This is a genomic window from Arthrobacter sp. Ld5 (genome assembly GCF_051172775.1).
Classification (GTDB): Bacteria; Actinomycetota; Actinomycetes; order Actinomycetales; family Micrococcaceae; genus Arthrobacter_D.
In genome coordinates this window covers 340,492-366,195 of record NZ_JBPKBO010000022.1, presented here as the reverse complement: position 1 = coordinate 366,195, position 25,704 = coordinate 340,492, and the positions used below count along the sequence as shown (strand labels likewise).

Here is a 25,704-nt window from a genome sequence, read left to right as displayed (position 1 = left end):
CGGTCGGGTCGGTCAGGGGGCGGGCGACGGCGGGGCGTCGTCCCAGGCGAAGAAGCCGCGACCGCTCTTGCGGCCCAGCTCGCCGCGCGCGACCTTCTCGCGGAGGATCGCGGGCGGGTCGAAGCGCGGCCCGAGGGTGGACGCCAGGTACTCGGCGATGCCGAGGCGGACGTCGAGGCCCACGAGGTCCGTGGTGCGCAGCGGGCCCACCGGGTGCCGGTAGCCGAGCACCATCGCCGCGTCGATGTCCTCGGCGGTCGCGACGCCCTCCTCGAGCATGCGCATCGCCTCCAGCGCGATGGCCACGCCGAGCCGCGAGCTCGCGAAGCCCGGTGAATCACGCACGACGACGGGCGTCTTGCCGAGGGCCGCCGCCCAGGACCGGGCGGCCCGCTCGAGCGCGTCCGCGGTCTCCGTGCCGAGGACCACCTCGATCAGGGCCGAGGCCGGGACGGGGTTGAAGAAGTGGAGCCCGCAGAACCGCGCGGGACGCCGCAGGGCGTCGGCGAGCGCGTCGACGGACAGGGAGGAGGTGTTCGTCGCGAGCCAGGCGCCGTCGTCGAGCACGTCCTCGACGGCCCGCAGCGCCTGCCGCTTCAGGGCGGGATCCTCCGGCACGGCCTCCACCACGAGGCCGCAGCCGCCGAAGTCCGCGTAGTCCGTCGACACCGAGACGCGGGCCTCGAGGTCCGCGAGCGGGGACGCCGTCGTCCCGCGCTCGACGCTGTGGGCGAGGGCCCGGGTGACGCGGTCGAGCCCGGCCTGCGCCGCGGCGTCGTCCCGTTCGACGACGACGACGCTCGACCCGGCGAGGCAGAATGCGTGGGCGATGCCGGCGCCCATGCGCCCACCGCCCAGGACGCCGACGCGCGCCGGGACACCCGCGGGAATGCTGGTGGGGTCGGTGCTCATGAGTCCTTCTTCCGGTCGAGGAACCGCTGCATGCGGTCGAACTTCGCGTCGGACTCGAAGAGGACGGACTGCGCCAGCTGGTCGATCACCGGGTGCGCGTCCCGGGGTGCGTGGAAGACGCTCTTGGTGATGCGGACGGCGAGCGGGTCCTGCCGCGCGATGCGGTCGGCGAGCGCGTGGGCCGCCGGCAGGAGGTCGTCCGGCGCGTGGATCCCGGTGATGAGGCGGGCCTCCAGGGCCTCCTCGGCGGTGAGGATGCGCCCGGCGAGGAGGATCTCCAGGGCGAGGGGCTCCCCCACAAGCTCCTTGAGCCGCCAGGTGGCGCCCGCGGCGGGCAGGATGCCGAGGCCGGTCTCCGGGTTGCCGATCTTCAGGCGCGGCGTCCCCAGCCGGAAGTCCGCCGCGAAGGCGAGTTCCGCCCCACCGCCCAGGGCGAAGCCGTCGAGGGCGGCGATGACGGGCATGGGCAGACCGGCGATGCGGGCGAAGAGGGTCGAGTTGATGCCCGCCAGGGCGTCGTCGCGGCGGCGTTCGCGCAGTTCGGCGATGTCGGCGCCCGAGGCGAAGACGCCGTCGGACCCGGTGAGGATGAGCGTGCGGGGCGAGTCCTCGAGGTCCCGGCACACCGCGTGCAGCTCGTCGACCATCCGGCGGTCGATCGCGTTGCGGGCTTCCGGCCGGTGCAGTTCGACGACGAGGCGGCCGGGCGCGTCGGTGAGCTTCAGCGACGACGCCATCAGACGGCCTCGACGAGCAGGGCGGTCCCCTGGCCGACGCCGACGCACATGGTCGCCAGCCCCAGCCTCCGGGCGGGGCCGGCGAGTTCGCGCTCGAGCCTGCCGAGCAGGGTGACGGCGATGCGCGCCCCCGAGGATCCGAGCGGGTGGCCGAGCGCGATCGCCCCGCCGTCGCGGTTCACGATCCCCTCGTCGAGCCCGAGCCGGCGGATGCACGCGAGCGACTGCGTGGCGAAGGCCTCGTTGAGTTCGACGGCGCCGAGCTCGGCGACGGTGAGCCCGGTGCGCTGGAGCACCTTCTGCGTGGCCGGCACCGGGCCGATGCCCATGATCTCCGGTGGGACGCCCGCGGACGCGCCGTCGAGGATGCGGGCGCGCGGCGTCAGCCCGTACCGCTCGATCGCCGCCTCGGACGCGACGATGACGGCGGAGGCGCCGTCGTTGAGTGAGCTGGAGTTGCCGGCGGTGACGACGCCGTCGGGCCGGACCACGGGGCGGAGGCCGGCGAGGGCGTCGAGGGTGGTGTCGGCCCGCGGTCCCTCGTCGGTGTCCACGGAGAAGGACGTCCTGCCGCGGTTCACCTGGACGGGGACGATCTCGTCCGCGAAGCGCCCGGCCTCGATGGCGGCGAGGGCGCGCTGGTGGGAGCGGAGCGCGAAGGCGTCGGCGTCCTCGCGCGTGATGCGGTCCAGCGCTGCGACTTCCTCCGCGGTCTCGGGCATCGAGTAGGTGGCCTTGTCGCGGGCGGCGAGACGCGGGTTGGTGAAGCGCCACCCGATCGAGGTGTCCACCACGGCACCGGGCTTCGCGAAGGCCTTCGCGGGCTTCTCCAGGACCCACGGCGCGCGGCTCATGGATTCGACCCCGCCGGCGACGACGATGTCCGCGGCCCCGGCCCTGACCATGTGGGACGCCATGATGATGGCGGAGAGGCCCGACGCGCAGAGCCGGTTGACGGTGATCCCGGGGACGTCGTCCGGGAAGCCCGCGAGGAGCGACGCGAGCCGTGCGACGTTGCGGTTCTCCTCTCCCGCGCCGTTGGCATTGCCGAGGATCACCTCGTCCACCGTGGCCGGGTCCACCCCGGCGCGCTGCACGACAGCGGAGAGCACGAGCGCTGCGAGGTCGTCCGGCCGGACGCTCGAGAGGGCGCCGCCGTACCGGCCGACCGCGGTGCGGACGCCACCCACCAGGAACGCCTCGGCCATGTTCGTCTCCCTCGTCGTCGTGGTCGGCCCGCTCCTGTCGAAACGAATTACCGAACGTTCGTTCTGTAAAGGCCTGCTCCAGAATTGCACGGCCGCCCAGCACGGTCAACCGGCCGCCGCATCGAGGCCGCGGACCGGCAGTGGCAAGATGGACGCCATGACCGCTGACGCCACCGCGACCGAGATCCCCCTGCCCTCGCCCGCCCGGAAGGTGCCCTCCGAACGCACGCACCACGGGGACACGTTCATCGACCACTACGAGTGGATGCGCGACAAGGAGAGCCCGGAGCTGATCGAGCACCTGAAGCGCGAGAACGCGTACACCGAGGCCGTCACCCGCGGCCAGCAGCCGCTGCGCGAGGCGATCTTCGGCGAGATCAGGGACCGGACGCAGGAGACGGACCTGTCCGTCCCCGCCCGGAAGAAGGGGTGGTGGTACTACTCCCGCACCGAGGAGGGCAAGCAGTACGGCATCCAGTGCCGCGTGGCCGCCGAGGACACCGGCGACCTCGGCCGCGACTGGACGCCTCCCGTGGTGGTCCCCGGCCGGCCCGTCCCGGGCGAGCAGGTCATGCTCGACGGCAACGCACTCGCCGAGGGCAAGCCGTTCTTCTCGCTCGGGGGCCTGTCCGTCACCGAGGACGGCACGCTGCTCGCCTACAGCGAGGACAACGCGGGCGACGAACGCTTCACGCTGCGCATCAAGAACCTGGAGACCGGGGACCTGCTGCCGGACGCCGTGCCGAACGTCTTCTACGGGCTGGCCTTCTCCCCGGACGGCACGCGGGTCTACTACACCGTCGTCGACGACTCCTGGCGCCCCTACCAGGTGCGCGCGCACACGCTGGGCACCCCCGTCGACGAGGACGCCATCGTCTTCCAGGAGGACGACGTCGCCCTGTGGACCGGCTTCGAGGTGTCCGCGGACCGGACGCAGCTGCTCATCAGCATCGGCTGCTCGGAGTACAGCGAGTACCGCGTGCTGGACCTCGCCGCCCCGGAGCGCGGGTTGACCACGCTGCTCTCCCGCGACGAGCGCATCCTGTACGACGCCGAGCCCCTCGACGTCGACGGCGTGCCGCACTACCTGCTCACCCACAACCGTGGCGCGAAGAACTCGATGGTGAGCCTCGTCGCCGCTGCCGAGTTCGCGAAGCCGCTCGCCGAGCAGTCGTGGACGACGGTCATCCCGCACGACGACGCCGTCCGCGTCGAGGGCGCCTCCGTCACCCGCACCCACCTCGTCCTGTCCGTGCGCAAGGACACCATCGAGCGCGTGCAGGTCCTGCCCCTGGCGGGCCTCGGGACTCCCGGGCAGGCCGCGCCGTCGGAACCGGACTTCGACGAGGAGCTGTTCACGAGCAACCTCGCCAACGCGGAATTCGACTCCCCCATCATCCGGCTCTCCTACACCTCCTATCTCACGCCCCCGCGCGTCTTCGACTACGTGCTCGAGGACGGTTCCCTGGCGCTGCGGAAGGAGACCGAGGTGCGCGGCGGGTACGACCCCGCGGACTACGTCGCCGAACGGCACTGGGCGCCGGCCGCGGACGGCACGCTGATCCCGCTGTCCGTGATCCGGCGCGCGGACCTCGTCCGGGACGGCTCCAACCCCGGCTTGATCTACGCGTACGGCAGCTACGAGGTCAGCATGGATCCGGCGTTCTCGATCGCCCGGCTCTCCCTGCTGGACCGGGGCATCGTCTTCGTCGTCGCGCACATCCGCGGCGGCGGGGAGATGGGCCGCAGCTGGTACGAGCAGGGCAAGAAGCTGGCGAAGAAGAACACGTTCACGGACTTCGTGGACGCCACGACCTACCTCGGCACCTCGGGGTGGGTGGATGCCGGCCGGGTCGCCGCGATGGGCGGGTCCGCGGGCGGGCTGCTCATGGGCGCCGTCGCGAACCTGGCACCGGAGAAGTACCGGGCGATCGTGGCGCAGGTGCCGTTCGTGGACGCCCTCACGACGATCCTCGACCCGGAACTGCCCCTCTCGGCCCTGGAGTGGGAGGAGTGGGGCAACCCGATCACGGACCCGGCGGTGTACCGGTACATGAAGGAGTACACGCCGTACGAGACCGTGCGCCCCGTGGCCTACCCGCGCATCGCCGCCGTGACCAGCTTCAACGACACGCGGGTGCTCTACGTGGAACCCGCGAAGTGGGTGGCCCAGCTGCGCGAGACCACCACGGGCTCCGAGCCGATCGTCCTGAAGACCGAGATGGACGGCGGCCACGGCGGGGCCAGCGGCCGCTATTCGCGCTGGCGCGACGTCGCCTGGGACTACGCGTTCGCCGCGGACGCGGTGGGCGCGACGGCGGTGCTGCCGCGCGCGACGAGCTCCGTCGGGTAGATGACGGGCTCCGGGTGCGAGCCCGGGGCGTCGATCTCCTCGAGGAGCATCCTCCCCGCCCTGACGGCCATCTCGACCATCGGCTGGGTGATCGTGGTGAGGGGCGTCGGCGCCGTCTCAGCGACCGCGTGGTTGTCGTAGCCCATCACGGCGATGTCCCCGGGAACGGTCTTCCCCGCCGCGTGGATGGCATCGATCACGCCGAGCGCCATGAGGTCCGAGGCCGCGAAGACGGCATCGATGTCCGGATGGTCGGCGAGCAGCCTACGGGCCGCGGAGGCGCCGCCCTCCGTGGTGAAGTCGCCGTGCACCGCGGGGCTCTGCGGGAGCCCTGCCTCGGCGAGCCCCTCGTTCCAGCCGCGCAGGCGGTCGACGGCGGCCGTCATGTCGGCGGGACCGGCGACCGTCGCGAGGCGGCGGCGCCCGAGCCCGATGAGGTGCCGGGCCGCGAGCCGGCCGCCGCCCACGTTGTCGGAATCCACATAGGTGACGTCCGAATCCGTGTCCCACGGGCGGCCGATGAAGATGGTCGGGAGGCCCGACTGGGCGAGCGATCTCGCCCAGGAGTCGGCCTCGTGGTGCGAGACGACGATCGCGCCGTCCACGTGCCCGCCGCGCAGGTAGCGCAGGGTGCGGGACGAATCGTCGTCGGCCCGCGACATCAGCAGCACCAGCTGCACGTCGGTCTCCCGGAGGGCCTCCGTGATGCCGGTGATCACGACCGCGAAGAAGGGATCCAGCATGACGCGGACATCCGGTTCCGGGATCACCAGGGCGATCGAGGACGTACGGCGCGTCACGAGGCTGCGGGCCGCGCGGTTGGGGATGTATCCGAGATCGACGACGGCGCGGTCCACCGCGGCCTGCGCTTCAGGGCTGACGCGGTCCCCGCCGTTGATGGCGCGCGACGCCGTGGACCGCGACACCCCGGCCGCCAGCGCAAGATCCTCGAGCGTGGGGCTCGGGCGGCTTGCGGTCCGGCGCAGCGACCGGGGCGGGGACGTGTTCATCATCCCGACAATACGACACCCGCCGTCCCGGCGTCCTGCGCCGTCTCGACGGCCGGCACGGCGTCGGTGGCGGGCACGGTGTTGGTAACGGCCAGGCGCGCGTACCAGAGGGCGCTCGCCTTCGGGGTGCGCTCCAGCGTCTCGTAGTCCACGCGGACCAGGCCGAAGCGCTGGTGGTAGCCCCAGGCCCACTCGAAGTTGTCCATGAGGGACCACGCGAGGTAGCCCCGGAGGTCCACGCCGTCGTCGATGGCGTCCTTCATGGCCCGCACGTGCGCGTCGAAGAAGCCGAGGCGGTCCTGGTCGTCCACGAAGCCGTCGGCGTCCGCGACGTCGTCGTAGGCTGCGCCGTTCTCCGTGACGTAGATCGGGATGCCGGCGGGGCCGGTGTACTCGTCCTGCAGCCGGTTGAGCAGGCGGCGGAGCCCCTCGGGCTGCACCTCCCAGCCCATGCCCGTCACGGGCAGCCCGCGCGGGACCGAGCGGACGCCGTGCGCGGCGACGTAGGGCGAGGAGACCGGACGCTCGAGCGGGGCGTGGCCCTCCTGCGGCGCGGCGTGGCCCGCCGGCGTCGTCGTCAGGGCCTCGCCGTGGTAGTAGTTCACGCCCAGCACGTCGATCGGGGCGCCGATGACGTCCAGATCCCCGTCGCGGATGTGCTCGGCCAGCCCCAGGTGCTCGACGTCGCGGAGGACGTCCTCGGGGTAGGCGCCCCGCAGCACGGGGTCTAGGAAGATGCGGTTGAACTGCCCGTCGACGCGCCGGGCGGCGTCGCGGTCCGCCTCGCTGGCGGGATCGGCGGGATCCGGGACCGTGAGGTTCAGGGTGATGCCGAGCGTCGCCTCCGCATCCCGGCGGCGCAGCTCCTGCGTCGCCAGGCCGTGCCCCAGCATGAGGTGGTGGGCTGCGGCCAGGGCGGCCGTCGGCTCCTGCCGGCCGGGCGCGTGCACGCCGGCGGCGTAGCCGAGGAACGCCGCGCACCAGGGCTCGTTGAGCGTGGTCCAGATCCGGACGCGGTCCCCGAGCGCCTCGTGCATCACCGCGGCGTACTCGGCGAAGCGGTAGGCCGTGTCGCGGTTGGTCCAGCCGCCCTCGTCCTCGAGCGCCTGGGGGAGGTCCCAGTGGTACAGGGTGAGCCAGGGCTTGATCCCGGCTTCCAGCAGCTGGTCCACGAGCTCGGAGTAGAACCGGATGCCCTCGGGGTTGGGCGTGACGCCGTCCGGCATGCAGCGCGACCACGACGTGGAGAACCGGTACGCCTGCAGGTTGAGGCTCTTCATGAGCGCGACGTCGTCGGCCGACCGGTGGTAGTGGTCGCAGGCGACGTCGCCGTTGTGGGCGTCCGCGACGGCTCCGGGGACGCGGGAGAACGTGTCCCAGATGGACGGCCCGCGGCCGCCCTCGCGGGCTGCGCCCTCGATCTGGTAGGCGGCGGTCGCCGCGCCCCAGAGGAAGCCCTCGGGGAAGGTGATCTCGGTACTGCTCATCCTTTGACTGCTCCTTGCATGATTCCGGAAACGAGTTGGCGTCCTGCCACTGCGAAGAGGAGCAGCAGGGGGATGGTGGAGAGCACGGCTCCGGCGAGCACGATCGAGTAGTCGACGAAGTGCGCGGCCTGGAGCAGCTGCAGTGCCACCGGGAGGGTGGGATTGGAGGGGTCCAGCACGATGAACGGCCAGAAGAAGTTGGTCCACGTGGCGACGAACGTGAACAGGGCGAGCATGGCCGCCGCAGGGCGTGCCGCGGGAAGCCCCACGTACCAGAACGCCTGGATCATCGACGCCCCGTCGATGCGCACGGCCTCGATGAGCTCGTCCGGCAGTGCGTCCCGGAGGTACTGGGTCATCCAGAAGACGCCGAACGCCGTGACGACGCCGGGCACGATCACCGCCCAGAGCGAGCCGGTCCAGCCGAGCTTCGCCATGACGATGAACAGGGGCACCACGCCGAGCTGGGTGGGGACCGCCATGGTGGCGATCACGAACACCAGCAGGGCCTTGCTCCCGCGGAACCGGAGCTTCGCGAACGCGAACCCGGCGAGCGTGGAGAACAGGACCACCGAGAAGGCCGTGACCGTCGAGACGAGGATGCTGTTGCCGAGCGCCTTCCAGAACGGGATGCTGTCCAGCACGGTGGCCGCGTTGGCGAAGAAGTTGCCGCCGGGCACCAGGGGGACGCCCTGGCTGATCACCGAGCTGTCGTGGCTGCCCACCAGGAAGGACCACCACAGCGGGAACACCGAGCCGAGGATGACGGCCCCGAGGAACCCGTAGGTGAGGAATCCCGGGCGCCGCATGGTGCCGCCCGGGGCACCGCGACGCCGGCCGAGGCCGCGCTGCGCGGCCCGGGCCGCCCCCTTGCCTGCGGTCTGCTCGATCATGGGGATGGAGCTCATCGTCGGCCTCCCTGGTTGGCGATGCGGCGGGTGATGAGGAAGTTGACCAGCGCGATGACCACGATGATCAGGAACAGGAGCCAGGCGACCGCCGAGGCCCTGCCGAAGTTGCGCTGTCCCCAGCCGAGCTCCCAGATGTACATGGTGAGCGTCTGCCACTGCCGGTCGGCCCCGCCGAGTCCCGCCTGGTCGAAGACCCTGGCCTCGTCGAAGATCTGGAGGCCTCCGATGGTCGCCGTGATCACCACGAAGATGATCGTCGGCCGCAGCATCGGGACGGTGACGGAGAAGAACTGGCGGAGCCGGCCGGCACCGTCGATGGTCGCCGCCTCGTAGACGTCCCGGGGGACAGCCTGCATGGCGGCGAGGAAGATCAGTGCGTTGTAGCCGGTCCAGCGGAAGTTGACCATCGTGGCGATGGCCGCGTGACTGGCAAGGGAGTCCGCGTGCCAGCGGACCGGGTCCAGTCCGATCCCCGTCAATATCGCGTTGACCAGGCCGGCCTGGTCGGCGAAGAGATTGTTGAAGATCAGCCCCACGGCCACGGGAGCCACCACGAAGGGGACGAGGACGCCCATCCTCCAGAACGTCCTGGCCCGGAGGTTGGCGTCCAGCACCGCCGCGATGGCGATGGCGAGGACGACCTGCGGGACGGACGAGAGGAGGAAGATGCTGAACGTATTGCCTACCGCGTTCCAGAAGAACGGCTGCGCGAGGACGAACTGGAAGTTCTCCAGCCCGGTGAACGCGCCCTGTCCCCCGATCAGGTTCCAGTCGTGGAGCGAGACCCATGCGGTGTAGAGCAGGGGGAACAGGCCCGTGACGGCGAAGAGCAGGAAGAACGGGGAGATGTAGAGATACGGCGACAGCTTGACGTCCCACTTCGACACCTTCTGGGAGAAGGCCAGCCGCTTCACGCTCTTGTCGTGTGGCGCCTGCCCTCCCGTGGGGTGGGGGGATTGGACCCGATCCGTGACAGCCATGGGCTACAGAGCGCCTACAGCGGTGACGAACTTCTCCCAGGAGGAGGCGGCGTCGTCGGTCTTGTCGACGTCCACGCGGGTCAGGGCCTGCTGCATCGCATCGTTGATCGCGAAGTACTTGGGGCCCTTGAACGGCGTGACGTCGACGGCGGCGGCCCTGTTGGCGAGGATCTCACCGGTCGGGGCGTCGTTGAAGAACGCGTTGGTCTGGCCCTGGAGCGTGTCGCTCTCGAGTGCGTCGACCTGGCTGGGGAAGGTCCCCTTGGACTCGAAGGCCTTGATCTGCTGCTCGGGGGCCGTCAGCCAGTCCGCGAGCTTCTTGGCCTCGGCCTGGTTCTCACCCTGGGTGGGGACGGTCAGGTAGGAGCCACCCCAGTTGCCGCCGCCGCCGGGGAAGACATCGGCGATGTCCCAGCCCTCGACGCCCTCGGCGTTGCCCTCGATGACGCCGAGCATCCACCCCGGGCAGAGCTTCGTGGCGAAGGCGTCGGACTGGAAGCTGGCCACCCAGTCGTCCTCCCACTGCGTGAGGTGCGCGGACAGACCGTCGTCGACCGATGCCTGCAGGACCTGCTCGTAGATGTCCTTGACCTCGGGGTTCTCGGTGGCGATGACCGTGCCGTCGTTCTCCTCGTAGGCGTTCTGGACCTGGTTGATCATGCCCTGGTAGGTCGCTCCGGCGGAGTCGAACCAGGCCACGCCGTCGCTCGCCGCGACGAACTTCTCGCCGGCGTCGAAGTAGTCCTGCCAGGAGCCGTCCAGCATCTCCGCGACGGACTCGCGGTCGCTCGGGAGCCCCGCCTTCTCGAACAGGTCCGCGCGGTAGCAGACGGCCTGGGGCCCTGCGTCCGTACCGTAGCCGATGAGGGCGCCGTCCTCGGTGGTGGCGGCAGCGGTCTTCCAGTCGAGCCAGCGTCCCTCGACGGCGGGATCGGAGAGATCCGCGAACTGGTCCGGGTACTCGAGCAGTTCGGGCAGCCAGTCCACTTCGATGCCCTCGATGTCGGAGAGGCCGGAGCCGGCGGCGAGCCGCGTGGTGAGGTTGTCGCGGGCCTCGTTCGAGGTGGCGGCCTTCTTGTGCTCGATGGTGACGTTGGGGTTGAGCTCCTCGTATTCGGTGAAGAGCTCCTCGTAGCCGAATTCGTTGAAGGTGCCGACGGAGAGGGTGACCTCCTCGGTGCCGGTCTCCCCCTCCACGCCGGCATTCGTCTCGCCGCCCGACCCGCAGGCGGTGAGGGTCAGGGCGAGGCATGCTGCTGCGGCCGAAAGGGCGGTGATTCGTGCTCGGTTCTGCACGGGTGACTCCTTCGTCAACTCGGATCCCTGCGTCTGCAGCGGATCCTGAATGGGCTTTCCTGATGGCACCCGCGTCCGCAGGGACGCAGGCTGAAACGGTCGGCTGGTGCTTCTCCTTCAGGAGGTCGAAGGCGCCGACGGACGCAGGAGGGCACGGGTGGGCACTCCCGCGGATGCGGGTGGTGGTAGCGGTGAGGAGTGCGGTTCCGCGGGACGAATCCGGTGGGAGCGCTCTCACGCTGTGTCATCCATCGTTGCTGTGACGTAGGACACTGTCAAGTGGGAGCGCTTCCACGGGCACTTCTCCGCGGGCATAACCAGCGTCGTCGCAGGTCAGCGAGGGGGCGCGGCGGGAGCCGTGACCTAATCGTTATGGGAGGCGCCTGTCAGGGATCGTGATCGCCCGGCACTAGAGTGGCGGGCATCCCCGCCTCACGCACCGAACCACAGGAGCAACACGCCGTGACCGACGAAGCCCCACCCCCCTGGACCATCACCCTCGGAGAGCTCGACGAGCGGATGGGGGTCACCATCGTGGAACAGTCGGTGGACCGGGTGGTGGCGACGATGCCGGTCGAGGGGAACCGCCAGTCCTTCGGGCTCCTGCACGGCGGCGCATCCCTCGCGGTCGGTGAGGCCGTGGGGTCCTGGGCCGCGGTGATCCACGCTTCCACGCTCGGCAGGACGGCCGTCGGCGTCGATGTCTCGGCGACCCATCACCGCAGCGTGAGGGAGGGCACCGTCACCGTGACGGCCACGCCCATCCACCTCGGCCGTACGCTCACCACCCACGAGGTGCTGATCACCGACGACGCCGGACGGCGCCTGTGCACGCTCCGCATCACCAACCTGCTGCTGGACAGGCCGATCCCCGGTACGGTGAGCCCATGAACCTCACGACGCGCACCACCAGGATCAGGTCCACGCGGCTCGCCGCCCTTGCCGCGGCGGCCTCGGCTGCCCTGATCGGGGGTGCTGCAGGCCCCGCCGCGGCCGCACCGCCGGCACCGCTGGCCTACGTGGCGCTCGGGGACTCGTACGCCTCGGGGTTCGGTGCCGGCTCCTACGTGAACGCGTGCGGCCAGTCGCCCCTCGGCCTGCCCGGCATCCTGGACTCGAAGAAGCAGGTGGACCTGGTGGCCGACGCCACCTGCGCCGGCGCGAAGGCGGGAACCGAGCCGGGAGGACCCCAGGACCTGCCGGAACAGGTGGCACGCGTCGCCGCCGTCGGTGCCCTCTCCCCGTCCACGGACCTCGTGACCATCTCCGCGGGCGGCAACGACGCGGGCTTCGGGCAGGTCGCCGGTGTGTGTGCCACCCGTCCCGTCGCGGAGTGCAAGCAGTTCATCGCCGTCCAGAACGCCACGGCCCTGCCGGCGCTCGGGCGCACCCTCGACACGCTGTACAGCACGATCGGTTCCGCGGCGCCCGGCGCGACCGTGGTGGTCACCGGTTATCCGCACCTGTTCTCCCCCGAGGCGGGGATGCCCGTGCTCCTGCCAGTCGCGTCGCAGACCGCATTCAACGACGCGACCGACGCCGTGAACGCGGTGATCAGGGACCGGGCCGAGGCCCACGGCTTCACGTTCGTCGACCTCGTGCAGAAGTTCGAGGGGCACGGACTCGGGTCCGCGGATCCCTGGATCACCTTCCAGCCCGGCGCCATCGACAATCTGCACCCGACGGCGGAGGGCTACCGGTCCGGCTACTTCCCCGCCGTGCGCAGCTCCGTGAACTTCGCCCAGCTGCAGCGTTAGGGGGCCTGCACGGAGTGCGTCAGGCGCGCCCTGACGCCGCGGAGTTCCGCCGTCGTCAGACCGGCGTCGCGGAGGTATCGTCCGGCGTCGAGCGATGACAGCAGGCCCTCGAGCTGCCCGCGCGCCCGGGCGAGCCACACCGCGAGCTCGGCATCGGTCTTCGGTGTCTCGTGCGGTGTCGCCTGGCCGCGGTGGCGCTCGTTCATCGTGATGACGGCCCGCTCGTAGTCGGCGACGATCTCCGACAGGCCGATCCCCGCCGCACGGAGCAGCACCGCCACCACGAGCCCCGTGCGGTCCCTCCCGGCAGCACAGTGCACCACCACTCCCCCGGCCGGAGCCGCCACGAAGGCGCGGGCGATGCCGGCGAACTTCTCCGGCCACCGCCTGAGGTTCTCGCCGTAGTGTTCCGGGGAGCTGAGATACGGACCGCAGAGCGCCATGAACTCCTCGTCCGCCTGGTCCTCCGTGGGGAGGTTGAGGAACGTGAACCGCTCCAGGGCAGCGGGGTCGACGAGCGGATCCGTTCCGCGGCGGCCGATCTCGACGGGGTGGCGGAGATCGAGGACGGTCCGGACGCCCTGTGCCCAGGCCTGATGCCACCCAGCCTCCGTGAGCCACTCGCGGCGGCCCATGCGGTAGAGCCGACCCGGCTGGACGGAGCCTCCGACACCGCCGAGGTCCCGAGCGTTCACCGCGCCGTCCCACGGAGCGGCCACCGTCGCCGGCCCGGTGCCCGGGAGCGCGGCCGCCGTGTCCGCTGTGAGGCCGGTGGAGGGGGTCGCATCCATGGCCGAAGCGTAGCAACCGCCCCTGCGGGGCCGTGGTGCGGGGGGCCCTTCCCATCCCCTGCCCGACGTCCTAGCCTTCCGTCATGCCCTTCACCATCCAGATCACGATCGACTGCAGGGACCCGCACGCCCAGGCGGACTGGTGGGCGGAGACGCTCGGCTGGACCGTCGAACCGACCGACGAGGCCTTCGTCGACCGGATGATCGCGCAGGGCTACGCGCGGGAGTCGGACGTGGTCACCCACAACGGCACGCGGGTCTGGAAGGACGGCGCCGCCATCTGCCGGGCGGACGACGTCGGCCGCCCGGGCCGGGAGCGCATCCTCTTCCAGCCGGTGCCCGAACCGAAGACCACCAAGAACCGCATGCACATCGACGTCGACCTGGACGGCGCCGACCGCGACGCCCAGCGGGCGCGGCTGGAGGCGCGCGGCGCCCGCTATCTGGAACGGCACTCCCAGGGCCCGCACGCCTGGTACGTGATGCTCGATCCCGAGGGCAACGAGTTCTGCATCGCCTGACCGCGGGACCGGGTACCCCGGCGTGCCCGCGCCGCTAGACTCGACGGGTGACTGCAGAGCTCCCCGCCAAGGTATCCGACATCTTCGACCCCACCCGCTGGCGGGTCGTGACGGGCTTCGAGGACTTCACGGACCTCACCTACCACCGGCAGGTGGAGCGCGGCGCCGACGGCGGCGTCCTCCGGGACCTGCCCACCGTGCGGATCGCCTTCAATCGGCCCGAGGTGCGCAACGCGTTCCGGCCCGGGACCGTCGACGAGCTGTACCGGGCCCTCGACCACGCCCGCATGACGCCCGACGTCGCCACCGTCCTGCTCACCGGCAACGGGCCGAGCCCCCGCGACGGCGGCCACTCCTTCTGCTCGGGCGGCGACCAGCGGATCCGCGGCCGCGACGGCTACCGGTACGCGGAGGGCGAGACCAGGGAGACGATCGACCCGGCGCGGGCCGGCCGGCTGCACATCCTCGAGGTGCAGCGGCTGATCCGCACCATGCCGAAGGTGGTCGTCGCCGTCGTGAACGGGTGGGCCGCCGGCGGCGGCCACAGCCTGCACGTCGTCGCGGACCTCACCATCGCGTCGGCGCAGCACGGCCGGTTCAAGCAGACGGATGCCACCGTGGGCAGCTTCGACGCCGGCTACGGCTCCGCCCTCCTGGCCCGCCAGATCGGCCAGAAGAAGGCGCGGGAGATCTTCTTCCTCGCCCGCGAGTATTCCGCGCAGGACATGGTGGCCATGGGCGCGGTCAACGAGGCCGTGGATCACCAGGAGCTGGAGGTGACCGCGCTCGCGTACGCCGCGGACATCGCCCGCCAGAGTCCGCAGGCCCTCAGGATGCTCAAGTTCGGGTTCAACCTCGCCGACGACGGCCTCGCCGGCCAGCAGGTCTTCGCGGGTGAGGCGACCCGCCTCGCCTACATGACGGACGAGGCGGTGGAGGGCAAGGAGGCGTTCCTCGAGAAGCGCTCCCCGGACTGGTCATCCTTCCCCTACTACTTCTAGGAGCGGCGTGGAACTCCTCCCCGTACACACCCCCGCGGGCTTCGACGCCCTCGAGCTGCTCACGCCCCTCGCCGCGGCACTCGCCGGCGAGGGTCCCGCCGTCGCCCCGCATACGCCGGCGGATCAGGTGTTCGCCGGGGAGCTGCCCGACGACGGGATCGCAGCGGTCATCAGCACCTCGGGATCCACGGGGACCCCCAAGCAGACCATGCTCGGCGTCGACGCGCTCGCGGCCTCGGCCATGGGCACCGCGTTCGCCCTGAAGGCCGAGGGCCAGTGGCTCCTCACGTTGCCGGTGCACTACGTCGCGGGCTTCCAGGTCCTCGTGCGCTCCCTGTACGCCGGGACCCGCCCCTGGGTCATGGACACCTCCGGGGGGTTCACGCCACAGGCCTTCACCGACGCCGCGGCCGAACTGACCGACCGCGTCCGGTTCACCTCCCTGGTCCCCACCCAGCTGCACCGCCTGCTCGCCGACCCGTCCCCCGAGACGCTCAAGGTCCTGCGCCGCTTCGACGCCATCCTGCTCGGCGGAGCTCCCGCCGGGGCGTCCCTGCGGTCCCTCGCCCGGAGCCAGGACCTGACGATCGTCGAGACCTACGGCATGAGCGAGACCTGCGGCGGGTGCGTCTACGACGGCACACCGCTCGACGGCGTGGAACTCCGGTCGGTGGAGGGCCGCCTGCGCATCGCCGGCCCCGTCCTCGCCGACGGCTACCTCGATGCACCGGGGCTCACGGAGGAGAAGTTCGTCTCCGCATCCGGCCGGCGCTGGTTCGTGACCGACGACGCCGGGGACGTGGCGACGGACGGTTCCGTCACCGTCCACGGCCGGCTCGACGACGTCATCATCACCGGGGCGCTGAAGGTCTCGGCGACGAGGGTCTCCGACGTCATCCAGGCGCTGCCCGGCGTCGAGGAGGCCCTGGTGCTCGGGATCCGCAGCGAGGAGTGGGGCACGGCCGTCGCCGCGGCGATCGTCGGCGAGGTCGACGCCGACGTCGTCCGGCAGGCGGTGCACGTCGAACTGGGAGCGCACGCCGTGCCCAAGGCCGTCGTGATGCTGGACGCCCTCCCCCTGCTGCCGGGCGGCAAGCCCGACCGCCGGACCATCCAGGCGCTCCTCGAACGCGCGTAGGCGTCCGACCCCATTCCGCAGTACCTCCCCGACCCGAAGGACCGACCCGTGGCGACTGCCGCTCAGTGGCTCGAAGGAGCCCGCCCCCGCACGCTGCCGATGGCGTTCGCCCCCGTGATCGCCGGAAGCGCGGCCGCCTTCGGGCTGGGGTCCTTCAGGCCCCTCAACGCGACGCTCGCGCTCGTCGTCTCGGTGCTGCTGCAGGTCGGCGTGAACTATGCGAACGACTACTCGGACGGCGTCCGCGGGACGGACGACGTCCGCGTGGGCCCGCTGCGGCTCACCGGTTCGGGCGCGGCGCAGCCCCGGCACGTGAAGCTCGCCGCGTTCGCCTGCTTCGGCCTCGCCATGCTGGCCGGGCTCGGCCTCATCCTGCTGTCCCAGGCGTCGTGGATCCTGCTGCTCGTCGGTGTGGGCTGCATCGCGGCGGCGTGGGGCTACACGGGTGGCAAGAACCCGTACGGCTACCTCGGGCTGGGCGACGTGTTCGTCTTCGTGTTCTTCGGGCTGGTCGCGACCCTCGGCACCACGTTCACGCAGGCGGGCCAGCTCAGCGCCGCCGCGTGGATCGGCGCGGTGAGCACGGGACTGATCGCCATGGCCCTGCTGATGGCCAACAACGTGCGGGACATCCCGACCGACACCGCCGTGGGGAAGAGGACCCTGGCCGTGAGGCTCGGGGACACCGCCGCACGGATCAGCTACGTGATGATGCTCGCCGCCGCCGTCCTGCTGCCGCTGCTCCTGAGCGGCGAGTATCCGTGGATGCTGCTCGTCCTGCTGCTCGTCCCGGCGTGCCTCAGGCCGAGCCGGCTGATGCTCACGGGCAGCCAGCGCATGAGCCTGATCCCGGTCCTGAAGCAGACGGGGCTTATCAGCCTGGCCTTCGGCATCCTGTTCGCGGCGGGCATCGTGCTGACGCGGACCCTCGGCTAGCCGTCCTGCCCGGGCAGTACAGCTGGACGTCCGGACCCGGCGGGGCTCCCGCCCCGACGCCCCCGGGAGCGGGGATCAGGCCGCGTCGCGGCGGGGCTTGCGGTCCGCGTTGACGGGCGTGTTGGGATCGAGTGCGTCCTCGGCGGCGGCGTCGTCGAGCTCGACCGCCGTCCGGACCGGCGGGGCGCCCGGCGTCATGCGGCGCTGCAGGGTGGCCGCGGCGGCATCCCGGAGATCCCGGGCGAAGAGGTAGGTCACGCACCACGCGAGGACGGCGGCAACGATCGCCGAGAGGAAGAGTCCGAGCCCCAGCAGCACGCACGCGACGTAGAAGACGACGATCAGGAGCAGCCGGAGGGCGGTGAATTTGAGGAAGGGCACGCTCCAAGTTTACTCGCCTACAATTGGCGCATGCCCCGCCTCCTGCTGTTCGCCGCGATCCTCGGAGTCGCCGTCATCATCTACGCGTTGATCGACTGCGTCATGAGCCGAAAACACGAAGTGCGGAGCATCTCGAAGACCGCGTGGTTCATCACCATCCTGCTGCTGCCGCTCATCGGAGCGGGCATGTGGTTCCTGCTGGGCCGCCCGCGCACCGAGCGACCCCCCGGTCCGCGCCGCCCGGCGTCCCGCCAGCCGACCGCCCCCGACGACGATCCCGCCTTCCTGCAGAACCTCGAGGCCCAGCGATGGCAGCAGGCCCGTGAGCAGGAGCGGCGCCGCCGCGAGCAGGAGCAGAAGGAGCGCGAGGCGAAGGCCCGCGAGGCCGGGAAGAACAAGCCCGTGCAGGACGGCAAGCCCGACGGCGACGGCAACGACGACGCCGGGTCCGGTCCGACAGGCGCACACCAGCCCTGACGGGGTCCCAGCCGGCACGGGAGTCCGTTCCCGCGCGGACGGGAGCCAGGACACAGGAAGAGCCCCGCAGCAGGAGCTGCGGGGCTCTTCCTATGTCCTGGCCGGGGCCGGCTGCCGGGCTGTCCGCCTAGACCCCCGAGTAGCTGTGGAGGCCCGAGAAGTAGATGTTGACGATCGTGAAGTTGAAGACGATGCAGAGGTAGCCGACGATCGACAGCCACGCGGCGCGCGTCCCCGTCCATCCCCGCGTTGCACGCGCGTGGAGGTACCCGGCGTACACGGTCCAGATGACGAAGGTCCAGACCTCCTTGGTGTCCCAGCCCCAGTACCGGCCCCAGGCCTGCTCCGCCCAGATGGCACCGGCCATGAGGGTGAAGGTCCAGCCGACGAACGCGATGGCGTTGAGGCGGTAGGCGAGGTTCTCGAGGCTCAGCGCGGACGGCACGAGGCGCAGGAACCGGGCCGAGTCCGCCTTGCCCGCGGAGATCTTGGCCTCCCGCGAGGACTGGAGGAGCTGCAGCACCGACATGGCGAACGTGATGGTGAACAGGGCGGAGGCGGCGACCGCGATGGAGACGTGCACGATCAGCCAGTAGCTCTGGAGCGCCGGGATCAGCCGTGCCACGGGGGTGGGGAACCCGACGGTTGCCGCGCACAGCATGACCACGACGAGACCGACTACGAAGGACCCGACGAAGCGGAGATCCTTGCGGGTGAGCGTGACCAGGAAGATCACGGCGACCAGGAATGCGCCCGTGGTGCAGAACTCGTACATGTTGCCCCACGGCACGCGGTTCGCCGCGACGCCCCGGGTGAGGACGGCGGCGCCGTGGATGACGGCGGCGAGCACCGTCAGGGCGACGGCGATGCGCGCGGCGCCGCGCCGCGGCCCGGAGCCGTAGTCCATCGAGTCGTCGGCCGTGGCGGGGGCGGTCGGCGCGGCGGTCGACGTCGGGCCCCTCCGCCCCCCGACGCCGGCGAGCGCAGGCGTGGCCTGCTCCTCGGCGAGACGGGTCTCGAGCGAGCCGATGGTCGTGCTCGACCGCACGAGGTCGAGCACGAAGAAGATCAGGGCCGCCACATAGGCGATGGAGGCCAGCAGCATGAAGAGCTCACTGACCTGCCCGAGCTCTGCGTTGACTGGTTGTGGCATCAGTTGTCCTTTGCGTTGTGGTGCGACTGCTGCGTGCCTGCCGCCGACGCGGCCTCCGGCACCTTATGTTCCCCCGTGCCGCTGTCAGGGACCGACCAGCGGTCCCTGAGCAGCTTCTCGACGGCCTGGCCCTCGGCGGGCAGCCGGTGGTCCTCGCCGCGTGCGAGCAGCCCGTACTCGACCATGAGGCGGCCGTCGGGGTGCTCGGCGGTGCGGACCCAGAGTCTCCGTCGACCGATGAACAGCGACGCCGTGAGGCCGAGCAGCGCGAGCGTCGAGAAGACGAGCGCACCGACCTCCCCGGGATCGTGGTGGATGTCGAGGGCGACGTACCGCTTCAGCCCGTCGAACGTGACCGATCCCTTGCCCTCGGGCAGGTCGTAGGTCTGGCCCACGCCGAGCACGATCCCGCCGTCGTCGCTGGTCCGGCTGTTCAGTTCCGTCAGGTCCTCGGTGTCCAGCACGTACACGTTCTTCGGGGTGCCGTCGTCGAGCCCCAGATCCCCGTAGTAGGAGTTCAGGTTGAGCTGCGGGTTGAAGGGGTCCGGGTCGCGGGAGAAGGACACGCCCTGCTCGTCCACGAACGCGGTGGGGAGGAAGAACCCCACGAACCCGAGCTGGTCCGGCTTGGCGTCCGGTGCCTTGATGACGATGAGCGACGTGTAGAGGCCGTCCGAGGGGACCGAGACGACCGGCCCCTCCGAGGCGATGTTGCCCTCGCCGTCGCGGACCGTGACGACCGGGGCATAGCCGTTGCCGACGAGGTACACGTTCGTCCCGCCGATCGTGAGCGGCGCATTGACCTTGAGGACCCGGGACTCCTCGGCCGCGCCGGGGCCGTCCTGCGTGGTCACGTTCGCCGTGAAGTCCAGGGGCTGCCCGTAGTGGCTCTCCTGGTCGCGGTCGAAGCGGACGTCGAAGGAGTCCAGCCGGAGGGAGTACGGCTCGAGCCGGTCGTCGGAGAAGTTGGAGCCCGGGCTGAAGGAGTCGTAGCCGATCAGGGTGTTGACGAAGCTGTCACCCTCGACGACGATCTTCTGCCCGTTGTACCCGAACAGCCCTCCGACGGCCACCGAGACCAGGACCCCGATGAGGGAGGTGTGGAACACGAGGTTCCCGAGTTCCTTGGCGAGTCCACGCTCGGCGCCCACCGAGGGGCGGTCCGTCCCGGCGTCGCGCACATCCACGCGGTAGCCGCGCTTCCGGAGGAGGGCCGCGGCCTGCTCGGCGGCGGCGGCGGGCGTGAGCCCCGCGCCGCGGGCCTGATCCGCCGGCACCTCGAGCGTGCCGTGGACGGGCAGTCGCGAGAGCCGCTTCGGCGTGCGGGGCGGCTTGGAGCGCACCGCCCTGAAGTGCGCGATCGCCCGTGGGATCACGCACCCGATGAGCGAGACGAAGAGCAGGAGGTAGATGGCGGAGAACCAGACCGACGAGTAGACGTCGAACAGCTGGAACCAGTCGAGGACGGGCCCCGTGTCCGGGTTGTCCTCGATGTACTGCGTGACGACGGCGGGATTCGCGGGGCGCTGCGGGAACAGCGAGCCCGGAACAGCGGCGACGGCGAGCAGCAGGAGCAGGAACAGCGCGGTGCGCATGCTCGTGAGCTGTGTCCAGGCCCACCGGAGGGTCCCGAGGAACCCGAGGGAGGGCAGGACGACGTCGGACCGGGACGTCGGTGCGCCCGGCCTGTCCCTCGTGTCCTGCGTGAGGTCCTGCTTCACTGTGGGCCTTCCATCAAGTCGATTCGATTCCGTGCCGTGGTGCGCCCGCGATCAGATCGGGAGCACGACGTTGCCGATCAGCAGATCCTGCAGCTGGGTGATCCACAGGTTCCAGACGCCCGTGACCATGAGGACGCCCACGAGCACGAGGAGCCCACCCCCGGAGCGCTGCAGCAGCAGCCGGTGTCGCCGGAAGAACGCGAGCGCACCCATCCCGCGCCGCACGCCGAGGGCGATCAGCAGGAACGGCAGCCCGAGCCCGAGGCAGTACACGAAGGTGAGAACAGCGCCCTTCAGGGCGGTGGCGTCGTTGCCGGAGATGGCGAGCAGCTGCACCGCGCCGAGCGTGGGCCCGATGCACGGTGCCCAGCCGAGCCCGAAGGTCAACCCGAGCAGCGGAGCGCCCAGGAGACCCGCCGGCACCCTGGCGTGGATGCGGCTCTCCCGCTGGAACCACGAGAGTCCGCCCATGAAGATGATGCCGAGGAGGATCACGATCACGCCGAGCGCCTGGAGCAGCCAGCCCTGCGAGACCCGCAGGAAGGCTCCGAGCTGGCCGAAGAGCGTCCCGTAGGCCATGAAGACCACCGAGAAACCGACGACGAACAGGCCGATCCCCGCGAGCATGCGGCCCTTCTTCTGCTTCTCGAGATCGACGCCGGTCAGTCCTGTCACGTACCCGAGGTACCCGGGGACCAGCGGAAGGACGCAGGGCGAGGCGAAGGAGACGAGACCTGCCAGGAGCGCGACGGGCAGCGCCAGGAGCATGGAACCGTTCAGGACGGCGTCGGCGAAGGCGTTGCCCACGGCGAGGGGCACCGGCGCAACCGACGGCCCCGTCATCCGCGCTCCCGGACCCGCGCGCTATTCAGCGAGGGCATCGGAGATCAGGGCCTTGAGCGTGCTGCGGTCGGCGAGTCCGAGGATCCGCGCCGAGACGCGCCCCTCGCGGTCCAGCACGATCGTGGTGGGGACAGCCTGCGGCGGGACGTACCGCGTCATGTCCAGCAGTACGCCGCCGTCCTTGTCGGCGAAGCTCGGGTACGGGATGCCGAAGCTCCGCTCGAAGGCTTCCGCCGTGGCCTTCTCGTCGCGGATGTTCACACCGTAGAAGGCGGCGCCCTGCGGTGCGTAGTCGTCGTGCAGCGAGACGAGGTCGGGGGCTTCCTCACGGCAGGGGGCGCAGGAGGCGTACCAGAAGTTGAGGACGGTGACCTGGCCCTCCCAGTCCGAGCTCGATACGGAGGTACCGTCGAAGAGGGTGCCGGAGACCTCGACGGGCTCTCCCCTGTCGCTCGCCGCGTATTCGGTGACCGAGCCGTCGCCGGCGATGTAGTTCTTGCCGTCCCCGGCGGCGGCCTGCTGCGCCAGCGGATCCTCCGCCGCGCAGGACGTCACGGCGAGCGAGAGCGGCACGGCGAAGGCCAGCGCCATCCGCAGCCTGAGCAGGCGGCGGCGCGGTACGGGACGGAGGGGTGGGGTCACGGCTTCTTCCGTTGAATTCTACGACGTGTAGTAATTCTATTACGCGCCGGGGACATTCGCCGCCTCGGGCAGCAGGTCCGCACACGGCTCGGCGTAGCGCACCCGACGGATGGCCCCGTCCTCGAAGTCGAGGGACGTGACGGACGTCAGCGTACACTCGCGCTGGCGGGGGTCGTGCCAGAGCCGGCGGTGCTCGGCGGCCAGCCTCGTCACCCAGATCGGGAGCTGGTGGCTGACCAGGACGGCCTCCGCGGGGCGGTCCGAGCCCTTGCCCGCGCTGAGCTCGAGGGCCCGGCGCCGGGCGTCGTGGATGCCGACCATCATGCGTTCCACCTGCCCGTGGTAGGGCTCACCCCAGGAGGGGCGGAGGGGATTGACGAGGAACGGCCAGTTGCGGGGCTGACGGATCCGGCTCTTGATCCCCGACATCCCCTCGAAGCGGTTCTCCGCCTCGATGATCCGTTCGTCGGTCGAGATGGCGAGCCCGAGGGCGTCCGCGAGCGGCTGCGCGGTCTCCTGCGCGCGGTCCAGCGGCGAGGCCACGAGGTGCACGATGTCGGCACCGTCGTCCCGCCGCTCCTGGAAGTGCCGGGCCATCTGCGCCGCCATCCGACGGCCGAGATCGGAGAGATGGAACTCGGGGAGCCTCCCGTAGAGGACCCCCTCGGGGTTGTGGACCTCACCGTGGCGCACCAGGTGGACGGTTGATCGCTGCATCCATCCAGTTTCGCGCATGCCGTACGCGACGGCCAATCGACTCCCGCATCCGAATCAGTTGAAGCTTCGACCAAAGTCAGGAATAAAACATGCATATGCATGCTTCTGCTTCATGTAAGCATCCGCACGCCACCATCCTCAGGAGTTCTCCATGACTGTCCCCTCAGGCCTCACCGCCGGCACCTGGTCCTTCGATCCCTCCCACAGCGAGGTGGGCTTCAGCGTCCGCCATGCGGGCATCAGCAAGGTCCGTGGCTCGTTCCAGGACGTCGACGCCGCCCTCACCGTCGGCTCCTCCCTCGAGGACTCGAGCATCTCCGCCACCATCAAGACCGCCTCCTTCACCTCCGGCGACGAGAACCGCGACGGCCACGTCAAGGGCGCCGACTTCTTCGACGTCGAGCAGTTCCCCGAGATGACCTTCGTGTCCACCTCCCACGAGGGCTCCGGCGAGACCTACAGGATCAACGGCGACCTCACCATCCGCGGCATCACCAAGCCCGTGGTCCTGGACGCCGAGTTCAACGGCGTGGCCGTGGACCCCTTCGGCGCCACCCGCGCCGGGGTCTCCGCCTCCACCAGCATCTCCCGCAAGGACTTCGGTCTCACCTGGAACGCGGCCCTCGAGGCCGGCGGCGTCCTGGTCGGCGACAAGGTCACCATCACCATCGAGGCCGCCTTCGTGGCCCCCGCGGTCGCCACGGTCTGATCCGTCGCCCCGGGCCCCGGCGCCCGGCTGCAGGCCCGACGGCCGGCGTCGTCCTCCCGACGACGCCGGCCGTCGGCGTTTCGTCGAGCGTCCTCCGGGGGCCCGGGAACTAGGCTGACGGTGACCACATCCACGATGCGCGCGTCCATGGGGGCACCATCGGCAGGATGACCACCCCTCGATCAGCGGAGGACGCAACGATGAGCACACCACAGGACACCCCGAACGGACAGGACAGCGGGGCGGGCTGGAACGCACCGGGATCGGCCGGCGGCCAGACTCCCCCGTCCCAGCAGGCCCCGTCGCCCTACGGCCGGCAGGACGCCGGCGCCCAGTCCCCGAACTACGCCTACCCGACGTCGGCCGCGCCCGGCCTCACCGAGAAGGGACCGGCACCCAAAGAGGTCCAGCGGGCCTACTACCTCATCCTCGCCGCCGGCATCCTGCACTTCCTGGCCTCCATCCTCTCGCTGACGGAGATCCCCGACGGCCCCGGAGCGCCGGTCCAGATGGTGTTCCAGGTGCTCTTCGCGGCCCTCACCGCGGCGGTCTACGTCGTCCTGGCGATCTTCATCCGCCGGGGCCGGAACTGGGCACGCATCACCGCGACGGTGCTCATGGCGCTCAATGTACTGGTCACCGTCGGCGGCCTGCTGCTCCTGCCGCTGGCGAACCAGGCCATCGAGGCCTCGGGCCAGGAGGCCGTGCCGGTGTCCGGGCTGTCGATCGCGCTCAGCGTGATCATCCTGATCCTCGGCGTCGCCGGCGTCGTCCTGACCTACCTGAAGCCGTCGCGGCCGTACTTCGCGCCGCAGAAGCTCGGGTACTGAGGCCACTGCACGGGAGCCGGGCCCTCCGGCACTACTGGGCGTGGGAGATCGGACCGAGGTCCGGCTCCTGCGCCCTTTGTGCGTGGTAGGCCAGGATCTGCAGTTCGGTGGACATGTCCACCTTGCGCAGCTGCACGTGCGGCGGCACCTGCAGCACCACGGGCGCGAAGCTGAGGATGCTGGAGATCCCGGCCGCGACGAGCCGGTCGCACAGCTCCTGGGCGACCTGCGCCGGGACCGCGAGTACCGCCATGTTGGTGCGGGTGCGCTCCAGCACGGCCTCGAGGTCGTGCACGGCGCTGACCCGCAGGTAGCCCACCTCGGAGCCGATGACGAGCTGGTCGGCGTCGAAGAGCGCCACGATCTCGAAGCCCCGCGAACCGAACCCCGAGTACCCGGCGAGCGCCCGTCCCAGATTGCCCGCACCCAGGATGGCGACGCGCCAGTCGAGCGTCAGCCCGAGGGCGACGGAGATCTGCCGGTTGAGGTACTGCACGTCGTACCCGACGCCGCGGGTGCCGTAGGACCCGAGGTAGGAGAGGTCCTTGCGGAGCTTGGGCGAGTTCACGCCGGCGGCGTCCGCGAGTTCCTCGGAGGACACCCGCTCGATACCCTCGGCGAGCAGGGAGTTCAGCGCCCGCAGGTAGATGGTGAGACGGGCGAGCGACGCCGGCGGGATGTGGCGCGCCGCGTCGTCCACGCGGCGAAGGCCTGGCATGTCCGGCGTTGTCACTGTCATCGGCTCCGTTGCTCGCACCGCCGCGCCCGGTGCGGGAGCCGCGGTTCCGTGATCCCTCGGCGTCGGGGGCGGAAGTACAACCACTGTATGCCGCCGGAGCGGGGCCTCCAAGCCGGATGACGGGCGGCGTGCATGGGTGCGGGGCCGGCCCGGCGAGGGCTCGTCAGGGGGTGGTCAGCAGCCGCCTCAGCCGCGCCTCGTCGATCGACCAGAAGTCGCGCTGGACGCCGTCGATGAACAGGACGGGCAGCTCCTCCGCGAAGCGGGCGCCGAGCGTGGGGTGCTCGGCCGCGCTCACCTCGCGCCAGCCCAGGCCGAGGTCGCCGGTCACCCTCCGCACCACAACGCGGGCGTCCTCGCAGAGATGGCACCCGGGGCGGGTGAGGAGCACGACGCCGGCGCCGGGCGTCTCCGCGGGAGTTTCCATCCCTCCACGGTACTGCGCCCGACCGGC

General features: G+C 70.9%; 27 protein-coding genes. 10 read left to right on the top strand and 17 right to left on the bottom strand.

Annotation, left to right across the window (positions count from 1 at the left end; translation table 11 throughout):
- Positions 1-12 precede the first annotated feature (12 nt).
- From ACSGDB_RS12460 to ACSGDB_RS12450, 3 genes are read right to left on the bottom strand one after another with little or no spacing between them, the layout of a single operon-like run.
- Positions 13-912, bottom strand: coding sequence for a 3-hydroxyacyl-CoA dehydrogenase family protein (locus ACSGDB_RS12460; protein WP_434995090.1), 900 nt, complete (start codon positions 910-912; stop codon positions 13-15).
- Positions 909-1,649: an enoyl-CoA hydratase/isomerase family protein gene (locus ACSGDB_RS12455; RefSeq protein WP_434995089.1), complete on the bottom strand. Its 741-nt coding sequence runs from the start codon at positions 1,647-1,649 to the stop codon at positions 909-911. The genes ACSGDB_RS12460 and ACSGDB_RS12455 overlap by 4 nt, the downstream gene beginning before the upstream one ends.
- Positions 1,649-2,857 (bottom strand): thiolase family protein, encoded by a 1,209-nt coding sequence (locus ACSGDB_RS12450; RefSeq protein WP_434995087.1) that lies wholly within the window; start codon positions 2,855-2,857, stop codon positions 1,649-1,651. Before ACSGDB_RS12450 ends, ACSGDB_RS12455 begins: the two co-directional genes overlap by 1 nt.
- Before the next feature lie 157 nt (positions 2,858-3,014).
- Here ACSGDB_RS12450 and ACSGDB_RS12445 point away from each other — a divergent pair, with 157 nt between their 5' ends.
- Positions 3,015-5,210: a S9 family peptidase gene (locus ACSGDB_RS12445; protein ID WP_434995086.1), complete on the top strand. Its 2,196-nt coding sequence runs from the start codon at positions 3,015-3,017 to the stop codon at positions 5,208-5,210.
- On the opposite strand, the gene ACSGDB_RS12440 is transcribed toward ACSGDB_RS12445, so the two are convergent.
- From ACSGDB_RS12440 to ACSGDB_RS12420, 5 genes are read right to left on the bottom strand one after another with little or no spacing between them, the layout of a single operon-like run.
- Positions 5,141-6,220, bottom strand: coding sequence for a LacI family DNA-binding transcriptional regulator (locus ACSGDB_RS12440; protein ID WP_434995127.1), 1,080 nt, complete (start codon positions 6,218-6,220; stop codon positions 5,141-5,143). The two genes, ACSGDB_RS12445 and ACSGDB_RS12440, sit on opposite strands and share 70 nt — an antisense overlap.
- A complete protein-coding gene (locus ACSGDB_RS12435; RefSeq protein WP_434995084.1) occupies positions 6,220-7,707 on the bottom strand; it encodes a GH1 family beta-glucosidase in 1,488 nt (495 codons plus the stop codon). The genes ACSGDB_RS12440 and ACSGDB_RS12435 overlap by 1 nt, the downstream gene beginning before the upstream one ends.
- Positions 7,704-8,615 carry a carbohydrate ABC transporter permease gene (locus ACSGDB_RS12430; RefSeq protein ID WP_434995083.1) on the bottom strand — a complete coding sequence of 304 codons (912 nt, stop codon included), beginning with the start codon at positions 8,613-8,615 and terminating at the stop codon, positions 7,704-7,706. The genes ACSGDB_RS12435 and ACSGDB_RS12430 overlap by 4 nt, the downstream gene beginning before the upstream one ends.
- Entirely contained in the window at positions 8,612-9,598 is a 987-nt protein-coding gene (locus ACSGDB_RS12425) for a carbohydrate ABC transporter permease (protein ID WP_434995082.1), read from the bottom strand. Before ACSGDB_RS12425 ends, ACSGDB_RS12430 begins: the two co-directional genes overlap by 4 nt.
- Before the next feature lie 3 nt (positions 9,599-9,601).
- Positions 9,602-10,894: an ABC transporter substrate-binding protein gene (locus ACSGDB_RS12420; RefSeq protein WP_434995081.1), complete on the bottom strand. Its 1,293-nt coding sequence runs from the start codon at positions 10,892-10,894 to the stop codon at positions 9,602-9,604.
- 519 nt (positions 10,895-11,413) lie between these two features.
- Between ACSGDB_RS12420 and ACSGDB_RS12415 the strand changes: the two genes are divergently transcribed.
- Both ACSGDB_RS12415 and ACSGDB_RS12410 read left to right on the top strand, forming a co-directional pair.
- A complete protein-coding gene (locus ACSGDB_RS12415; RefSeq protein ID WP_434995126.1) occupies positions 11,414-11,785 on the top strand; it encodes a hotdog fold thioesterase in 372 nt (123 codons plus the stop codon).
- A complete protein-coding gene (locus tag ACSGDB_RS12410; protein WP_434995080.1) occupies positions 11,782-12,651 on the top strand; it encodes an SGNH/GDSL hydrolase family protein in 870 nt (289 codons plus the stop codon). Before ACSGDB_RS12415 ends, ACSGDB_RS12410 begins: the two co-directional genes overlap by 4 nt.
- On the opposite strand, the gene ACSGDB_RS12405 is transcribed toward ACSGDB_RS12410, so the two are convergent.
- Complete coding sequence (locus tag ACSGDB_RS12405) at positions 12,648-13,442, bottom strand: tyrosine-protein phosphatase (protein WP_434995079.1); 795 nt, start codon at positions 13,440-13,442, stop codon at positions 12,648-12,650. The genes ACSGDB_RS12410 and ACSGDB_RS12405 overlap by 4 nt on opposite strands.
- A gap of 83 nt (positions 13,443-13,525) precedes the next feature.
- Between ACSGDB_RS12405 and ACSGDB_RS12400 the strand changes: the two genes are divergently transcribed.
- The 4 genes from ACSGDB_RS12400 to ACSGDB_RS12385 are packed head-to-tail and all read left to right on the top strand — an operon-like array spanning position 13,526 to position 17,038.
- Positions 13,526-13,963 carry a VOC family protein gene (locus tag ACSGDB_RS12400; RefSeq protein ID WP_434995078.1) on the top strand — a complete coding sequence of 146 codons (438 nt, stop codon included), beginning with the start codon at positions 13,526-13,528 and terminating at the stop codon, positions 13,961-13,963.
- A gap of 47 nt (positions 13,964-14,010) precedes the next feature.
- Positions 14,011-14,964: a 1,4-dihydroxy-2-naphthoyl-CoA synthase gene (locus ACSGDB_RS12395; protein ID WP_434995077.1), complete on the top strand. Its 954-nt coding sequence runs from the start codon at positions 14,011-14,013 to the stop codon at positions 14,962-14,964.
- Positions 14,965-14,971: 7 nt separating this feature from the next.
- Complete coding sequence (locus tag ACSGDB_RS12390; protein WP_434995075.1) at positions 14,972-16,102, top strand: AMP-binding protein; 1,131 nt, start codon at positions 14,972-14,974, stop codon at positions 16,100-16,102.
- A 48-nt stretch (positions 16,103-16,150) separates the two neighbouring features.
- Positions 16,151-17,038 carry a 1,4-dihydroxy-2-naphthoate polyprenyltransferase gene (locus ACSGDB_RS12385; RefSeq protein WP_434995073.1) on the top strand — a complete coding sequence of 296 codons (888 nt, stop codon included), beginning with the start codon at positions 16,151-16,153 and terminating at the stop codon, positions 17,036-17,038.
- Positions 17,039-17,113: 75 nt separating this feature from the next.
- Here the strand turns inward: ACSGDB_RS12385 and ACSGDB_RS12380 are convergent, their stop codons facing one another.
- On the bottom strand, positions 17,114-17,419 hold the full coding sequence (locus ACSGDB_RS12380) for a DUF4229 domain-containing protein (RefSeq protein WP_434995072.1): 306 nt from the start codon (positions 17,417-17,419) through the stop codon (positions 17,114-17,116).
- Positions 17,420-17,449: 30 nt separating this feature from the next.
- On the opposite strand from ACSGDB_RS12380, the gene ACSGDB_RS12375 reads away from it, so the two are divergent.
- The gene (locus tag ACSGDB_RS12375) at positions 17,450-17,896 is read left to right on the top strand and encodes a PLD nuclease N-terminal domain-containing protein (protein ID WP_434995071.1); all 447 of its coding nucleotides are present in this window, start codon (positions 17,450-17,452) and stop codon (positions 17,894-17,896) included.
- A 127-nt stretch (positions 17,897-18,023) separates the two neighbouring features.
- Here the strand turns inward: ACSGDB_RS12375 and ccsB are convergent, their stop codons facing one another.
- The 5 genes from ccsB to ACSGDB_RS12350 all read right to left on the bottom strand — a co-directional run bounded on the left by ccsB (position 18,024) and on the right by ACSGDB_RS12350 (position 22,972).
- The gene (gene ccsB, locus ACSGDB_RS12370; RefSeq protein WP_434995070.1) at positions 18,024-19,049 is read right to left on the bottom strand and encodes a c-type cytochrome biogenesis protein CcsB; all 1,026 of its coding nucleotides are present in this window, start codon (positions 19,047-19,049) and stop codon (positions 18,024-18,026) included.
- A complete protein-coding gene (resB, locus tag ACSGDB_RS12365; protein ID WP_434995069.1) occupies positions 19,049-20,770 on the bottom strand; it encodes a cytochrome c biogenesis protein ResB in 1,722 nt (573 codons plus the stop codon). The genes ccsB and resB overlap by 1 nt, the downstream gene beginning before the upstream one ends.
- 51 nt (positions 20,771-20,821) lie before the next feature.
- Positions 20,822-21,577, bottom strand: a complete 756-nt coding sequence (locus ACSGDB_RS12360; RefSeq protein WP_434995125.1) for a cytochrome c biogenesis CcdA family protein — start codon at positions 21,575-21,577, stop codon at positions 20,822-20,824.
- A 57-nt stretch (positions 21,578-21,634) separates the two neighbouring features.
- A complete protein-coding gene (locus ACSGDB_RS12355; protein ID WP_434995123.1) occupies positions 21,635-22,204 on the bottom strand; it encodes a TlpA family protein disulfide reductase in 570 nt (189 codons plus the stop codon).
- 90 nt (positions 22,205-22,294) lie between these two features.
- Complete coding sequence (locus ACSGDB_RS12350) at positions 22,295-22,972, bottom strand: histidine phosphatase family protein (protein ID WP_434995068.1); 678 nt, start codon at positions 22,970-22,972, stop codon at positions 22,295-22,297.
- A 151-nt stretch (positions 22,973-23,123) separates the two neighbouring features.
- Here ACSGDB_RS12350 and ACSGDB_RS12345 point away from each other — a divergent pair, with 151 nt between their 5' ends.
- A complete protein-coding gene (locus tag ACSGDB_RS12345; RefSeq protein ID WP_434995066.1) occupies positions 23,124-23,681 on the top strand; it encodes a YceI family protein in 558 nt (185 codons plus the stop codon).
- Between the two features lie 200 nt (positions 23,682-23,881).
- Positions 23,882-24,511, top strand: a complete 630-nt coding sequence (locus tag ACSGDB_RS12340; protein WP_434995064.1) for a hypothetical protein — start codon at positions 23,882-23,884, stop codon at positions 24,509-24,511.
- A gap of 31 nt (positions 24,512-24,542) precedes the next feature.
- On the opposite strand, the gene ACSGDB_RS12335 is transcribed toward ACSGDB_RS12340, so the two are convergent.
- Positions 24,543-25,229, bottom strand: coding sequence for a redox-sensing transcriptional repressor Rex (locus tag ACSGDB_RS12335; protein ID WP_434995063.1), 687 nt, complete (start codon positions 25,227-25,229; stop codon positions 24,543-24,545).
- Between the two features lie 184 nt (positions 25,230-25,413).
- A complete protein-coding gene (locus tag ACSGDB_RS12330) occupies positions 25,414-25,677 on the bottom strand; it encodes a glutaredoxin family protein (protein ID WP_434995062.1) in 264 nt (87 codons plus the stop codon).
- Positions 25,678-25,704: the final 27 nt, after the last annotated feature.

Excerpts from the sequence above, each read along its gene's own strand:
- ACSGDB_RS12460 (WP_434995090.1), bottom strand. The coding sequence starts at position 912 with ATGAGCACCGACCCCACCAGCATTCCCGCGGGTGTCCCGGCGCGCGTC.
- ACSGDB_RS12455 (WP_434995089.1), bottom strand. The coding sequence starts at position 1,649 with ATGGCGTCGTCGCTGAAGCTCACCGACGCGCCCGGCCGCCTCGTCGTC.
- ACSGDB_RS12450 (WP_434995087.1), bottom strand. The coding sequence starts at position 2,857 with ATGGCCGAGGCGTTCCTGGTGGGTGGCGTCCGCACCGCGGTCGGCCGG.
- ACSGDB_RS12445 (WP_434995086.1), top strand. The coding sequence starts at position 3,015 with ATGACCGCTGACGCCACCGCGACCGAGATCCCCCTGCCCTCGCCCGCC.
- ACSGDB_RS12440 (WP_434995127.1), bottom strand. The coding sequence starts at position 6,220 with ATGAACACGTCCCCGCCCCGGTCGCTGCGCCGGACCGCAAGCCGCCCG.
- ACSGDB_RS12435 (WP_434995084.1), bottom strand. The coding sequence starts at position 7,707 with ATGAGCAGTACCGAGATCACCTTCCCCGAGGGCTTCCTCTGGGGCGCG.
- ACSGDB_RS12430 (WP_434995083.1), bottom strand. The coding sequence starts at position 8,615 with ATGAGCTCCATCCCCATGATCGAGCAGACCGCAGGCAAGGGGGCGGCC.
- ACSGDB_RS12425 (WP_434995082.1), bottom strand. The coding sequence starts at position 9,598 with ATGGCTGTCACGGATCGGGTCCAATCCCCCCACCCCACGGGAGGGCAG.
- ACSGDB_RS12415 (WP_434995126.1), top strand. The coding sequence starts at position 11,414 with ATGGGGGTCACCATCGTGGAACAGTCGGTGGACCGGGTGGTGGCGACG.
- ACSGDB_RS12410 (WP_434995080.1), top strand. The coding sequence starts at position 11,782 with ATGAACCTCACGACGCGCACCACCAGGATCAGGTCCACGCGGCTCGCC.
- ACSGDB_RS12405 (WP_434995079.1), bottom strand. The coding sequence starts at position 13,442 with ATGGATGCGACCCCCTCCACCGGCCTCACAGCGGACACGGCGGCCGCG.
- ACSGDB_RS12400 (WP_434995078.1), top strand. The coding sequence starts at position 13,526 with ATGCCCTTCACCATCCAGATCACGATCGACTGCAGGGACCCGCACGCC.
- ACSGDB_RS12375 (WP_434995071.1), top strand. The coding sequence starts at position 17,450 with ATGCCCCGCCTCCTGCTGTTCGCCGCGATCCTCGGAGTCGCCGTCATC.
- ccsB (WP_434995070.1), bottom strand. The coding sequence starts at position 19,049 with ATGCCACAACCAGTCAACGCAGAGCTCGGGCAGGTCAGTGAGCTCTTC.
- ACSGDB_RS12355 (WP_434995123.1), bottom strand. The coding sequence starts at position 22,204 with ATGGCGCTGGCCTTCGCCGTGCCGCTCTCGCTCGCCGTGACGTCCTGC.
- ACSGDB_RS12350 (WP_434995068.1), bottom strand. The coding sequence starts at position 22,972 with ATGCAGCGATCAACCGTCCACCTGGTGCGCCACGGTGAGGTCCACAAC.
- ACSGDB_RS12345 (WP_434995066.1), top strand. The coding sequence starts at position 23,124 with ATGACTGTCCCCTCAGGCCTCACCGCCGGCACCTGGTCCTTCGATCCC.
- ACSGDB_RS12340 (WP_434995064.1), top strand. The coding sequence starts at position 23,882 with ATGAGCACACCACAGGACACCCCGAACGGACAGGACAGCGGGGCGGGC.
- ACSGDB_RS12335 (WP_434995063.1), bottom strand. The coding sequence starts at position 25,229 with ATGCCAGGCCTTCGCCGCGTGGACGACGCGGCGCGCCACATCCCGCCG.
- ACSGDB_RS12330 (WP_434995062.1), bottom strand. The coding sequence starts at position 25,677 with ATGGAAACTCCCGCGGAGACGCCCGGCGCCGGCGTCGTGCTCCTCACC.